Consider the following 14,095-nt stretch of genomic DNA (forward strand, 5'->3'; position numbering starts at 1 on the left):
TCACGAGATATGAAGCTGATTAGAATTATTCAGAAATATCAATTCGAAAAGCGATGGAGTGCCAACTGCGACAGCGAGGGCAATTGAAAAACAGTTGATCACGTTTCAGACCGCAACGGCGGCAAAAGAACCTGCGAACATTTCGGGCGCGGCCAATGAAGAAGGAAAGCTGTTCCTTGTAGAAAGGGGTCAATGTCTGATCAGCCCGTGACAGCTCGAAAAGCTCCAACCGCGCAAGCCAGAAGTTTGGTTGCAGCATCAAGGCCTTTTCAAGCCAGGATCGGGCGTTGTCAAGGTCACCGATCTTGAGAAGCAACAAGGCCCCATAGTAAAGCAACAGTGCGTCCGGCTCCTGAGTTTCAATAATCGGCAAAAGAACAGCAACAAGCTTGTTGTCTGAACAAGCACTGGACCACTCGGTCTCTTCACCGAAAGAGGCCTGCTTGGCCTTTTCCGCCTTGTCGAGAACAAGCAGGAGTCCTTCGAAAAGCACAAAACGCAATTCAGGCTCAACCTGTTGCAATGCCTGGCCGAGTATGTCGGCAACCTTGTTGACGCCGCCGCCTTTGTATGCCTGGACAAGTTGTTCCAACCAAGCCTCCACGGCACCGGGATAGGCCCGGATGGCATGGCGAAGCGAGCGGTTGCCCTGTGCATCATTTCCTTCGGCGAATCGATCCATGGCAAGGCGGACCAGGTAATGCGCCTGTGGAAGGGGCAAATTGAGTTGCCCGTAGGACTCAGCCGCTTTCTCGAAATCTCCACGTTCAGCAGTGAGCCGAGCCATTTCCTGATGAATGGAGCTGGGATCCTGGCCGAGCGATCGGGCTTCATGGAAGGCCTTCTCCGCTCGATCAAGAAAACCGGCGCGGCGAAAATCGCGCCCAAGTTCGAACCAGGCGCGAGCCTTGAATTCACGGTCAAGTCCCGGCCTGACAATGAGGCTGTTTCTGATTTGGATGGCGCGCTCGATTTCTCCCTGGGAACGGTAAAGACTCCCGAGCGCAAGATAGATTTCAACCGCTTCCGGATCATTTTGGACAACCTTGCTCAGCTCTTCAATAGCCGCGCGAGTATCCTGCACGGGTAAGGATTCGCCTCCGCCAGCAGCACGGGCTGCCTGAAGGTTCAAATCAAAGCTCGGTGTCTTGTGACGACTGAAAAAATTCCAAACCATGAAAATCCTTAAAGTTGATCGTCTTCTTTCACTTCATTGTACGGCTGATCTTCACTGATGGGCATATTGCGCAGAGAATTGAGTTCCTGTTCGAGACTGGCCATGCGAGTCCGGCATTCCTTGAGGTTGGCTCCAGAACGGAATTTATCAATGATGAAATAAATGATGGTCAGCAGGGAGCCTGCGACAAAGGCTGCCAGAATAAGAACGCCAAAGGGCAGGGGGATTGAATGCAGGGTAGCCACATAGGGTATATCCAGGACCAAAGTCAGCCCCTGTAGCAGGACATCATTATTCTGACTGAAAAAAAGGATGGAAAAGACAAAAAGAGCCAACAGAAATAACACTTTGATAAAACGCATGAATATCTCCTTAAGCAGTTATTTCATCAAACAGCGGCTTGAGACGGCTGTAAGTTGAAGACAGATGTTCGGGAATAACCGTGGTCTCGCTAAAAACGGCCATGAAGGACGCATCACCGTTCCAGCGGGGGACTATCTGAAAATGCATGTGCTGGGCAATACCTGCTCCGGCCGCTTCTCCAAGATTGAGTCCCAGGTTGATCCCCTGAGGGTTGAAGGCTTTTTCCAATATATCGGTACAGCGCCTGAGCCACAACATACAATCGTTGGATTCTTCCAACGTCAACTCCGTCAGGTTGCTCACATGACGATAGGGAGTAACCATGAGGTGTCCATTATTGTATGGAAATTTATTCATTATGACAAAGCAATGTTCTCCGCGGGCAAGAATACACCGCTCTTCGTCTTCAGCCGTATCCCCGGGGATGCAGAAAACGCATTCTTCAGGTTTCGGTCCGAGTATGTAGTTCAGGCGCCAAGGCGCCCACAAGACTTCCATGCTATGATTATCCGCTCTGTTTTGAAATGATGACAACTATGGGCAAACGATGAAGCCCATTGAAATACAGCCACCAACACCTTGATTTTCTACACGGCTTACACCTGGAGAGCAAGCGGGAAACCGTTTAGACCTGACTGCCCGGGATAAGATTTGTGGCCAGCTCCTTTTTCAATTTTTTCGCCATGTTCAATTGATCCGTCCGGGTTTCCACCTTTCCATCGATCTTGGCGACCATGAGCTTGTCCAAGATAATCGCATACATCGGCCCCGGTTCGACCCCCATCTTTTGAAGATCATTGCCGTTGATGTCAATTTTCATATAACGCAACCGGGCAAGATATTGGGAAATATTTCTTCGAATGTGTTCTTTCCTGCTCCGAGCCATCAGAAACAACACGCCTTCGACCGGGATGGGATGAAGGATCGCGTAGAGTCTGCTCAGCTTTGATGCCCCCTCCTTCCAGGTCATCAATTTCATAAGGGCGTCACCAATCATGTCGCGGAGTTGATAAAAATCCCGTTCCTCCCTTTGGGTAAAATGCAGCCTTGTGGAAATCTGGTCTATTTGATTGCGTTTGATGCCCATGGTCATACCGAGAAGGTAAAGCTTCCAAGGAGTTATAGCCGGTTCCAGGTAGAGCAGCTTGTACCAGTTGTGGACCTTGACCAGTTCCGTCAGAATCTGAATCCGTTCCCGGGTCAATTTGAGCAGGGGATGGATTGCCTCCATGATACCAAGTTCCTGCATTCGGTTAAGGCATGCCAGCGGATCTTCCTCGTTCATTATCCATTGCAGCTCATGCATGACACGGGTACCGGACAGCTTGCTGAACAACTGGAGATTCACGGCATTCTTAATGAGACGCATAGTCTGACCACCGATCTGAAAATCAAAACGGCGTTCGAACCGGATGGCCCGGAGAATACGGGTAGGGTCTTCCACGAAGCTTAAGGAATGCAAAACACGAATGGTCCGGTTTCGTATATCCCGCTCGGCACCGAAAAAATCCACCAACTGACCGAACCGGCCGGGGTTGATGCGCAAAGCGAGCGCATTGACCGTAAAATCACGCCGATACAGGTCCATTTTTATTGACGACAGTTCCACGGTGGGCAGGGCGGCAGGATATTCATAATATTCAAGGCGGGCGGTGGCCACGTCAACGCGTTGACCGTCTTCCATAATGACTACCGCAGTTTTAAATTTGGAATGGGCCTTGACCCTGCCTTCGATCCTCTCTGCAAATTTTCTGGCGAATTCGATACCGTCCCCCTCAACGACAAGGTCGAGATCAAGATTGGGCCTGCCGAGGAGAATGTCACGGACGAATCCGCCCACCGCATAGACTTCCCAACCAAGTTCGGCCCCGAGTTCCCCGGCTGACTTCAGCAGATCAAGCATCTTTTGCGGCAAACGATTTTTGACCTGGGAACCAATGTCTCTTACGCGTCGGCTGTCCGGCATGAGAGAATCGGGAATGCGGGCGGGCTCCTCAATGAGCATGTTCATCAAATCCGTCCGTGTGATTACGCCTACCAGTTGGCCGTCCTCCACAACGGGAAGCATTCGTTGACGATTGCTCAGAATGATTTCCATGACTCTATATAAATCGGTCTTGACCTCCACCGTATCGAATTTCCTGGTCATGTACTCGCTCAAACCGATATCACCCAGATGATGAGTGATTGCCTTGTCAGCAGTCTTATGTCCCATGATTCCAATACACTGCATACTGTCTTTCGCCACCACCGGCACATCTTTCAAGCCATAACGCGTCATGAGCTCCACGGCGTCTTTCATGGTCTTGTCGCCCTCAATGACCACTGGAGGGCGCGACATGAGACTGTCCACAACGATTTGCGGATTGATCTGGGAGTAGAAGAGGGCGAACAGGTCGTCACGTACTTCAGCCAGAGTCTTGTCCTTGATGGTGGCCGAAGCTGCGGCAGTATGACCGCCTCCGCCCAGAGAGGCACATATTTGCCCTACATTTACATCAGGATTTCGTGATCTCGAAACCACATGAATGCGGTCCGCCATCCTTCCCAATGCGAAAACGACCTTGACCTTTTCCATATCCATAAGCTTGTGAACCAGCAGCGCGAAATCGGGCACGAACATGTCTGTAGACAATTCGGTAATAATGACATCAATGCCATGGATATCATATGTCTTTGCATTTTTAAGCAATTCACCGAGATAGGTAATTTGCTCGGCGGACAGTTCGTGAGAAAGAAGATCGCTGATGACCTCAATGTCCATGCCCTGGCTTTTCAGCCAACCGGCAGCCTCGAAATCATGCGGCGTAGTTGTGTTGAAGCCGAATGACCCGGTATCTTCATAAATACCAAGGCCGAGAAGGGTGGCCTCTTCTCTATTGAGAGACAACCCTTGTTCCCGAATCTCGTGAACCAGGATGGCGGTTGTGGACCCCCAAGGTTTGACCACGCTTTTTTCGGCGGGAAGATCCTCGTCGCTGTCAGGATGGTGGTCATAAAGGTGTATACGCAGATTCTTGTTATCCAGCACAGGACGGACATGCGGAATTCTCGAACGCTGCCGGGTATCGACGACCACCAGAAGCTCCACGGATTCGGGGTCGATATCCTTGAACGCCTTGAAATTAAAAAGATAGGTTGTGCTTTCAATAAAGAAATTGCGCAGGCTGGTTTCCTGACTGCCAGGGAAGATCAGCACCGAATCGGGATAGATTTTGCTGGCCGCCACCATTGCTGCAAGGGCATCAAAGTCCGCATTGGCATGGGCTGTGATCACGGTCGGAGCTGATATCTTTTCAATTTTGTTTTTCATATGATATTCAAATCTGTTGCAGTGATTACATGGATGATCTCGGATGATATTTCTGATGCAATGTCTTCAGCCTGCTCGATTCAACATGAGTGTAGATTTCAGTGGCGCTGATATCCGCATGTCCGAGAAGCAGTTGCACGGTCCGCAAATCAGCACCGCCCTCAAGCAGATGGGTGGCAAAGGAGTGTCGAAAGGTGTGCGGAGAAATCGACCTTCGAATCCCGGCCAATGTAGCAAATTTCTTGATCAGTTTCCATACGCCCTGTCGGGTAAGCCCCTTGCCTGAACGATTGAGAAACATGAAATCTTCCAAAGGCTTGAAAGAAGGACGGGTAAATTCAAGATATCTGTTCAAATAGTCCTGTGCCGTAAAGTGAATGGGAATCAAACGATCCTTGGACCCTTTGCCGAATACCTTGAGCATCCCTACCTGCGGATCGAAGTCAAGCACCTTCATCTGAATCAATTCGGATACACGGAGTCCGGCGGCATAGAGCAACTCCAGCATGACCTTGTCGCGCATCCCGAGCAGGGTGGAGGTGTCCGGCAGGGCAAGTACTCGACTGATTTCATCCCTGGTCAAGAATTCCGGTAGTTTTTTAGGCAACTTGGGGTTTTCCAACAAATGACCGGGATCTTCCTTGAACCATTTCTGGTCCATGGCGTATGCAAAGAAACCTCGAAGGGAAGAAAGATGCCTGGCCAGGGAGCGGCTTTTCAATCCCTTTGCCCGAAGATAGGTCAGATAGAGAAAGAGGGGCCTGTCCGAAAGATCCTTGAGCGCAAAGGATTTTTCTTCGAGAAAGGCCAACAGGGAATGCAGGTCCTGGGCGTAACCAGACAGGCTGTTTTCGGACAACCCTTTTTCGATGAGGACGTGCTCAAGGTAGCTGTCCACCCATGGGTGATTGAAATCAATATTGTTTTTTATTTTTTCGTATTTTTTCATGATCACGGCTAGATCATATTTAATATGATAAAAGTATTGGATAATATCAATGGAAGAAGGCTAGTGGTCACACCAAATTGAAACCAAGCACCGCTTCCAGCTTCCTTGCTAGCAAGGAGCCGCCCAAAGCGCAATGGTTCGCATTGACAGCGGGTCATGCCACCATTATGAAAGTGCTTCCGTATTGTGTCATTTAAGGAGAGTTCATACATGTCAGATTTCAAGTTAGCCGACCGGTTGTCATCCCTTCCTCCGTACCTGTTTGCGGCCATAGACAAGGCCAAGGCAGAAGTCGCGGCCAAAGGCATGGACATCATCAGCTTGGGTATCGGCGACCCAGACCTTCCCACGCCTGACTTCATCATCGAAGCCCTGTACGAAGGTGCTAAAAAAGCTGCAAACCACAGATATCCTGACTATGTCGGCATGCTCGCTTATCGCCAGGCCGTAGCGGATTGGTACAAGCTGCGCTTCAACGTGGACCTGGACGCCAAAACCGAAGTGGTCAGCCTGATCGGTTCCAAAGAGGGCATTGCCCATTTTCCGTTGGCCTATGTCAATCCCGGAGACACGGTACTGGTCGCCACGCCCAACTATCCGGTATACGGTATTGCCACCGAATTTGCAGGAGGCAAGGTCGAATACCTGCCGCTGATCGAAGAAAACGATTTCCTGGTGGATCTGGACGCTGTGTCCAACGATTCCTGGGCCAAGGCCAAGATGATATTCGTATGTTACCCGAATAATCCGACCGCAGCCACAGCCACCAGGGGCTTTTACGAAAAGCTTATTGAAAAGGCCAAGGAATTCAACGTGATCGTTGTTTCCGATGCCGCCTATACCGAAATATACTATGATCCGACCAACAAGCCCCTTTCCATACTTGAATGCGCCGGGGCCAAGGACGTCTGCATCGAATTCCACTCCCTGTCCAAAACCTACAACATGACCGGCTGGCGTGTCGGCATGGCGGTAGGCAACAAGGACCTCATCGCAGGTCTTGGAAAAATCAAGGAAAACGTGGATTCCGGCATCTTCCAGGCCGTTCAAGAGGCAGGTATCGCAGCCCTCAGGGACGGCGAACCTTATGCCGAGAGTTTCCGTACCATCTACAAAGAGCGCCGGGATGTTGTCAGCACCGCCCTGACCAAGGCCGGCATCAAGCATCGCATCCCCGATGCTTCTTTCTACATGTGGTGCAACACTCCGGCAGGCTACAAGTCCTCGGAATTCGTGACCAACGTGTTGAAACAGACAGGCGTTGTGCTCACGCCGGGCAATGGATTCGGAACGCCGGGAGAAGGGTATTTCAGAATCTCCCTGACCGTAAATAACGATCTGCTCGAGGAGGCCGTATCCAGAATTTCGAAACTGTAATCTGCTACGTGAGCCTAGGCTCCAACGTAGGGGATACCGAAGATAATCTCCATGAGGCTTTGATCCTGCTTGAAGATTACGGCGATGAGATCAGGCTCAAGGGTGTTTCCGAATACTATCAGACGGAACCTCAAGGCGAGGTCCAGGATCAACCCTGGTTCACCAACCAAATCATCATGCTTGAAATCGACGCCGAGATATGGTCTCCGCCCGGTTTCCTGTCCACATGTACTGCCATTGAGGCCAAGATGGGGCGGACCAGAGCCGTTCCCGGCGGTCCCAGACCCCTGGACATGGACATCATCGCATGGGGAGATGTCCAAATGGACATGGACTTCCTGACCCTCCCGCATCCGCGGGCCAAGGAAAGGGCATTCGTGCTTGTTCCGCTGAAGGAAATCGCCCCTGATTTCGTCTTTCCTGACGGTACGAGTATCGACGAAGCACTTGATGCCATCGAATACAGGCAGGAAGGCAACAAAATCTGGCAGAAATCCTAACCGCAAAACCAACGAGGCAAACCATGCTGAAGTTCTTAGTCATTGGCGCAGCACTTTTTCTTGTCTACAAGCTCTTCATGGGCGACAAGAAGAATAAGAATATGCAAAATGAGAAGGTCGTCAAAGAAAAGGTGGCCTCTGGTGATATGGTCAAGGATCCTGCTTGCGGAACCTATGTCGACAAAGACAGCGACATCCGCGTCCGGGAAGGGGATAAGGTCCATGTCTTCTGTTCCTATGAATGTCGCGACAAATACCTGAAGCAGATTCAGGCCAAAACGACCGAAAAAGAAAATAATTAGCTTCTCCCAATTCCAATACGCATAGAAAGGCCCACACCAGGGCCTTTCTTTTTTGCCTAGAATCGTTCGTAAGCCATTTCAGGCTTCAGCATGACCCCCAACCCGGATTAATCCGTAAAAACCAGCACAACCCAATTTCAGCAACCGCATTCCAAGAACAGGGGTGAAAATCGAATCAAAAGGAATAGGGATTCAGCTTGGTAATGATTTAATTCTGCATCTTCAGCATGTTATATGTTTGTCTCATAATGTAAATTATGTAAACTTTTAACAAAGTAAGGGTAAAATCTGCCTGCAATTTACAACTGTTTTTTCCCCCCCACTCATTTTGAAGAAATCAATTGAACAATTGGGGAAACTGCCCATTGAGAGTTTTTTGAGGTCCTGATAATGTGACACACATCAAAACAGATAAAAGCCACTCACACGGCATTTGGAGAACAATGAAATCAAGACTGGTGCTCTCACTCATGATCGGCTGCCTGATTATAACCGGGATAACTCCCGTATTTGCTGCAGAAAAACAAACTTTCCAAGACTGGCTTGAGCACTATAGTGCCTGGGATCGCCTTGAACAAGAGTTCGCCCAGGAAACCACTGCCGACACCCCTGAAGCTGTCCTCAAGCGTGCCCAAGTCTATTTGAACTTGAATTCTCCTGAAAAAGCGCTTGAAATCATTGAAATGACGCCCGCTTTTGAAGGTTCGCTTGAAGCGGAACGTCTGTGGATGGGCGGACAGGCGCATCGCAGCCTTGGTGATCTGACAAAAGCTGTCCTGTGGTTCACCCAAGCGACTAAATTCATGGCCAATGACAATGAGATCAGGGCCAAATTCAAATCTGAACCGAATCTCGATACCATATGGCACGATGTCTGGCTCAAGATGTACTGGTCCTACATGGCCAATTACACCCTATCCAGGAATTCTCAAAAAGAAGCCTTGAATATGGTCATGACCGCCGGGCGCAAGGTCTGGGATAACAACTTCTGGAAAACGGCCAATTATCAGTTGAATCCGGTCGCTCAGGAGCAATCTCCCGAGCCAATGGCTGTCACATCCCTGGCCGCTCCGATTTCGATCGAGGATACCAAACTGATCGCACAAGCCATGGCCTCTGTTTCACTGGAAAAATTTGAAGAAGCCTCTGGTTTTATTTCCCAAATAACCCAAGAGCCTGGCCGCTCTTTCTGGTCTTCCATCCTTGCTTTTCTGGAACAAGGCAACCTCCCGGAAAACCTTGAAGTCTTTATTCAGGGAAACTACCTCAAAGCGCATGCTTTCTGGGCAGGAAACATTCTGGCCCCCTACTCCAAGTCACGCAGCCAGTGGTTCCTGGGAAATCCCGACTCTGCACCATGGACAAAATTCAGGAACAACCTCCTGACCATGCCTTACGTTGAAGCTGAAAAAGCCATCAACAACGAACTTGGATCCATGCTTATCTCTGAACAGACTGCAAGCCTTCTGAACAACTTCAAATTGGCTCTTTCTCTCTCCAACGGCAATTTTGTTCTATCCGCAACAACCTGGAATAACATCAATAAACAATCGCTTCCAATATGCCTTAGGTTGGCGGGCATACTGGCCTTCAAGGACAACTTGAACAAAGTCCTGCCGGAAAAACCGGCCGAAGCATACGCCCTGTACCCGATACTGTCCGCTCTTTCCGCTGCTGCCGGTCAAACCTTCCATGATAAAACCGAAGCCCCATTCTGGACCGCCGCACCTGCCGAGCAATTGCAGACCTTGTCGGAACAATACCCTCTTGACCGCCTGTTGCTCCTTGCCTATTGGCAGCAACATTTCACAAAGGCACCGTCCACGGACATGGCCAAACGGGCAGCCTTCGTGTTTGACGATTCCTCGTTCGGCATTCAAGGACTGCTCTACCTGGCCGATGACGCCGTAAAGGCAAAGAGGCTTCAATTGGGGGCCTTTTATTTGAATACAATCGACGAGTCCACCCTCCCCTCCAATCTGAAAATATCCTGGCTGGATATCAAGACCCGCCTGGAGCTGGATTCCGGTCGGCAGTCTGCCGCTCTGGAAACTTATAAGGAAATGACCGAAACCGGCGAACCCATTCCCGTAATGACCCGGTTGCGCATGGCGCTCCTTTATCAGCAACGCAAGGAATATCAGGCTGCACAGGATGAGCTGCTGACGATGTGGAAATCAAGCGCATCCATGACGACAACGCTCCAGGCCGAAACACTGTTCTGGCTCGGCGAGGGCGAACACGCCATGCGGAACACTGACAAGGCGCTTGATTACTACCTGAGGCTGGCCTGGCAGTATCCCCAAGAGAATATCTGGGCTTTGACGGCCATGTACCGTGCCTCCTTGATTTATGAAAAACGGGGAAAATACGAGACTGCCAAAAAGCTGCTCGGCACGGTCGTGCGCAATGCCGCCCGGCCTGAACAGCGCGAGGCTGCCAAGGCGCGCATAGACGCCATCGACAAAAAGATGGGCAAGGAAAACATCGATGCTACCGACAACGCTCTGGTCTATCCATTCTAGACCGGAGTGAAACAGTAGCTGCCTGGAACACAAATTCCGGCAGCATCATCCCCCTTTCGGCCTGCTGCAACGGCAGCAGGCTCATCGGCACAGGATCCGGCCCATCACGGCATCCATCCCAAACGTTTGAACCCGTCCTCAACCAGGATCAGGGCCAACAGGCACAGGGTCATCCCGAGAACGCGCATTATCCATATATATGACTTCCCTGTGATGAATGACCTTGATCTGCCCACGATAAGGGCCAAAATAATCTTTGATCCTACCAAACTCATGTAGAAACAACAGATGAACCCCACAAAAGCCCATACACTCCGGCTCATGGCCTTGTGAATGATCGGAGCCCCCACGCTTACCCAGAAGAGGTACGGATGGGGGCTGAACATGTTCACAAGAATTCCCTTGAACAATGGGACTGACGCTGCCTGTGAATAATCTACGCAAACTGGCCGTGTCCGCATGTTTTCATACCCCATATACACAATGAGTATTCCGCCCAGTATCGATATCCAGCCGAGAATATTGTCTAAACCGGAGAGTTGATCGAGCAGGAAAAGCACGGCCAGGATGATCGGAAGGTCCGAGAAAAGCGGGGATATGGCCATCTTCATGCCCGCCCCAGCTCCATGCCTCAGGGTTTCGGCTATGACCAGGGTCAGCAGCGGCCCTGGAGAGCAGCCCGCAGACAGTCCAAGGATCAATCCGATTGTCATAAATTCGAACATTCCGTGTGGCTACCTTACAACCACTGGGCAGATCAACACCTTTGCCCCCTTCACTGCCGATACAGTGTTTCCCTGCTTGACTCCTGGGCCCGAACACGTTCCAACGGGGGTGACTTATACTTCACCTGAAAGGACTGCACACCTCATGACCGACACCCATATTCAAACCATATCCCGCGAACTGTCCCTCAAACTTCAGCATGTCAAAGCCGTGGCTGTCCTCCTGGAGGAAGGAGCCACAGTGCCGTTCATTTCCAGGTATCGCAAAGAAGCCACAGGCACCATGGATGAGGTGGGTGTGGCCGGAGTGCGTGACAGGCTGATTGAACTGGCGGAACTGGACAAGCGGCGCGAAGCGATCCTTTCATCTCTGACCGAACGAGACCTACTCACTGATGACCTCAGACAAGCTCTCGAACAGGCCAAGGACAAGGCGCGGCTTGAGGATGTCTATCTGCCCTACCGGCCCAAACGACGAACACGAGCGGCCGTAGCCAAGGAACGAGGCCTGGAACCTCTGGCGAACGCCCTTTTCAGCCAGCGCGGCTTGGACCCTCAGCGTGAGGCTGCGCGATTCGTGAATCCGGACAAGGACGTGCCCGATGTAGCTGCGGCCCTGGCCGGGGCTCGGGATATCATTGCCGAAAACATCAATGAAAACGCCAACGCACGGGCAGCCATGCGAGCCCTGTTCGTCAAACGTGGCCGATTTGTTTCAAAGGTCGCCAAAGGCAAGGAAGAAGCCGGGGCCACCTACCGCGACTGGTTTGATTGGGATGAACCGCTAGCACGGGTACCCGGACACCGGGCATTGGCCATGTTTCGGGGGGAAAACGAAAAACTGCTCAAACTCTCCCTGCGCCCGCCCGAGGAAGAGGCCTCCTCCCTCTTGCGGAGCTCTGTCCTGCGCGGCAATGGCACCGACACCCAGGAGGTGGGACTGGCTCTTGATGATTGCTATAAACGGCTTCTCGGTCCGTCCATAGAAAACGAGGTGCGTGCCGAAGTCAAAAAACGGGCTGACGCTGAAGCCATCGGCGTGTTCGCAGCCAACCTGCGCGAACTGTTGCTGGCTGCTCCGCTCGGGCAAAAGCGTGTGCTGTCCCTGGATCCCGGATTCCGTACCGGGGCCAAGCTTACTGTCCTCGATGCCCAGGGCGCGCTCCGGGAACACACCACCATTTTCCCCACAGGATCGAAAAAGCAACAGACCGAGGCCTGCGAGACCCTCCGCGCCCTGTGCGCAAAGTATGAAGTCGAGGCCATTGCCATTGGTAACGGCACAGCAGGACGCGAGACAGAGACCTTTGTCCGGGAACTGAACCTCGGCATCCCGGCCGTACTGGTCAACGAGTCCGGGGCATCAATTTACTCCGCATCGGAAGTCGCTCGACGGGAATTCCCGGATCTGGACCTGACCGTGCGCGGTTCGGCCTCCATCGGACGCAGACTCATGGACCCACTGGCCGAACTGGTCAAGATTGACCCGAAATCCATTGGGGTGGGCCAGTATCAACATGATGTGGATCAGACTGCTCTCAAGAAGAGCCTGGATGACGTGGTGGAACGGTGCGTCAACTCGGTGGGCGTGGACCTGAACACCGCAAGTCGTGAGTTGCTTGCATCCGTTTCCGGTCTCGGCCAGATCCTGGCGGAAAACATTGTGACCCACCGCGACGAGCACGGCCCGTTCGGTTCGCGCCGGGAATTGCTTAAGGTCAAACGCCTTGGGCCAAAGGCATTTGAGCAGGCCGCAGGTTTTTTGCGCGTCAAAGGAAAGGAAGTGCTGGACGGAAGTGCGGTCCACCCGGAGCGGTATGCACTCGTCAAGCAGATGGCAAAAGACGTTGGCTGTTCCGTGGCCGACCTGATCAACAACGAAACGGCCCGCGAACGAGTAAAGATCGACAACTATATCTCTGAAGATGTGGGACAGCCGACCCTGCGAGACATCATGAACGAACTGACCAAACCTGGTCGTGACCCGCGTGCCGAGTTCAGTGCCTTTTCATTTACCGAGGGCGTCAATGACATCAAGGACCTGCATGAAGGCATGAAACTACCGGGCATCGTCACCAACGTCACCAAATTCGGCGCGTTCGTGGACATCGGCGTACACCGTGACGGGCTGGTCCATATCAGCCAACTGGCCGACAAGTTCATTCGCGATCCGTCCGAAGTGGTCACCGCAGGCCGCGAAGTCGAGGTAACCGTTATAGGTGTGGATGAAAAACGCGGCCGCATCAATCTGAGCATGAAAAGAAACGCCGGAGCCTAAACCTGCCCGCTGGCCCAGAGGACGGAGACATGACATTTCGTCTAGTTCTTTAGCAACTCAAAAAAAACAAAAAGAGGAAGGGTTGCAGCTTGTTAGCCGCAACCCTTTTATTATCGTGGTGCCGAGGGGGGGATTCGAACCCCCACGGAATTTCTTCCACTGCCCCCTCAAGACAGCGTGTCTACCAATTCCACCACCACGGCACGATATGCGTTGAGCTATTCGCTCTTGGCGTCTTCTCCGGCGTCCTTGAAGGTGATACCCGGCTTGGCCTGTTCAGCCGGCACCGTGGTTTCTACCGCCGTGTCACCCTGCAACATGATGGATTCTTCTTGAGAAACCTTGTTACCGGTCAGGATGTTATAACCGAGGGAGGTAACCAGGAAAACCGTTGCAAGGCCTGCGGTGACTTTCACCAGAAGTCCGCCTGCGCCGGAGCTACCAAACATGGTGCTGCTGCCGCCGCCAAAGATGACTCCCATCCCTTCATGGCCGGATTGGAGCATTACTGCGCCGATCAAAAATATGCAAGCCAAAACATGGATGACTATGACTATGGTTTCCACAATTCTTCCCTTTTCTTAAA

12 protein-coding genes and 1 tRNA gene are annotated in these 14,095 nt (G+C 51.8%); 5 read left to right on the forward strand and 8 right to left on the reverse strand.

Annotated elements, in window-relative coordinates:
• Positions 1-25 precede the first annotated feature (25 nt).
• The 5 genes from DWB63_RS04265 to xerD form a co-directional block, all read right to left on the reverse strand.
• Positions 26-1,177 carry a tetratricopeptide repeat protein gene (locus DWB63_RS04265; RefSeq protein WP_128327578.1) on the reverse strand — a complete coding sequence of 384 codons (1,152 nt, stop codon included), beginning with the start codon at positions 1,175-1,177 and terminating at the stop codon, positions 26-28.
• An 8-nt stretch (positions 1,178-1,185) separates the two neighbouring features.
• The gene (locus tag DWB63_RS04270) at positions 1,186-1,539 is read right to left on the reverse strand and encodes a lipopolysaccharide assembly protein LapA domain-containing protein (RefSeq protein WP_128327579.1); all 354 of its coding nucleotides are present in this window, start codon (positions 1,537-1,539) and stop codon (positions 1,186-1,188) included.
• A gap of 10 nt (positions 1,540-1,549) precedes the next feature.
• Positions 1,550-2,038, reverse strand: coding sequence for an HIT domain-containing protein (locus DWB63_RS04275; RefSeq protein ID WP_128327580.1), 489 nt, complete (start codon positions 2,036-2,038; stop codon positions 1,550-1,552).
• Between the two features lie 127 nt (positions 2,039-2,165).
• Complete coding sequence (locus DWB63_RS04280) at positions 2,166-4,853, reverse strand: CBS domain-containing protein (RefSeq protein ID WP_128327581.1); 2,688 nt, start codon at positions 4,851-4,853, stop codon at positions 2,166-2,168.
• 25 nt (positions 4,854-4,878) lie between these two features.
• On the reverse strand, positions 4,879-5,802 hold the full coding sequence (gene xerD, locus DWB63_RS04285; protein WP_128327582.1) for a site-specific tyrosine recombinase XerD: 924 nt from the start codon (positions 5,800-5,802) through the stop codon (positions 4,879-4,881).
• Between the two features lie 210 nt (positions 5,803-6,012).
• Between xerD and DWB63_RS04290 the strand changes: the two genes are divergently transcribed.
• The 4 genes from DWB63_RS04290 to DWB63_RS04305 all read left to right on the forward strand — a co-directional run bounded on the left by DWB63_RS04290 (position 6,013) and on the right by DWB63_RS04305 (position 10,506).
• The gene (locus DWB63_RS04290; RefSeq protein WP_128327583.1) at positions 6,013-7,179 is read left to right on the forward strand and encodes an LL-diaminopimelate aminotransferase; all 1,167 of its coding nucleotides are present in this window, start codon (positions 6,013-6,015) and stop codon (positions 7,177-7,179) included.
• Between the two features lie 8 nt (positions 7,180-7,187).
• Positions 7,188-7,679, forward strand: coding sequence for a 2-amino-4-hydroxy-6-hydroxymethyldihydropteridine diphosphokinase (gene folK / locus DWB63_RS04295; RefSeq protein WP_128327584.1), 492 nt, complete (start codon positions 7,188-7,190; stop codon positions 7,677-7,679).
• Between the two features lie 23 nt (positions 7,680-7,702).
• Entirely contained in the window at positions 7,703-7,981 is a 279-nt protein-coding gene (locus DWB63_RS04300) for a transcriptional regulator (RefSeq protein WP_128327585.1), read from the forward strand.
• A gap of 443 nt (positions 7,982-8,424) precedes the next feature.
• Positions 8,425-10,506, forward strand: a complete 2,082-nt coding sequence (locus DWB63_RS04305; RefSeq protein WP_128327586.1) for a tetratricopeptide repeat protein — start codon at positions 8,425-8,427, stop codon at positions 10,504-10,506.
• A 104-nt stretch (positions 10,507-10,610) separates the two neighbouring features.
• Here DWB63_RS04305 and DWB63_RS04310 read toward each other — a convergent pair whose 3' ends face one another.
• Positions 10,611-11,219 (reverse strand): LysE family transporter, encoded by a 609-nt coding sequence (locus DWB63_RS04310; RefSeq protein WP_206613131.1) that lies wholly within the window; start codon positions 11,217-11,219, stop codon positions 10,611-10,613.
• Positions 11,220-11,376: 157 nt separating this feature from the next.
• Between DWB63_RS04310 and DWB63_RS04315 the strand changes: the two genes are divergently transcribed.
• Positions 11,377-13,509 (forward strand): Tex family protein, encoded by a 2,133-nt coding sequence (locus DWB63_RS04315; protein ID WP_128327588.1) that lies wholly within the window; start codon positions 11,377-11,379, stop codon positions 13,507-13,509.
• Positions 13,510-13,625: 116 nt separating this feature from the next.
• Here the strand turns inward: DWB63_RS04315 and DWB63_RS04320 are convergent.
• A tRNA-Leu gene (locus DWB63_RS04320) sits at positions 13,626-13,712 on the reverse strand.
• A gap of 15 nt (positions 13,713-13,727) precedes the next feature.
• Positions 13,728-14,075, reverse strand: a complete 348-nt coding sequence (gene secG, locus DWB63_RS04325) for a preprotein translocase subunit SecG (protein WP_128327589.1) — start codon at positions 14,073-14,075, stop codon at positions 13,728-13,730.
• Positions 14,076-14,095: the final 20 nt, after the last annotated feature.

The organism is Pseudodesulfovibrio sp. S3 (genome assembly GCF_004025585.1).
GTDB lineage: Bacteria > Desulfobacterota > Desulfovibrionia > Desulfovibrionales > Desulfovibrionaceae > Pseudodesulfovibrio.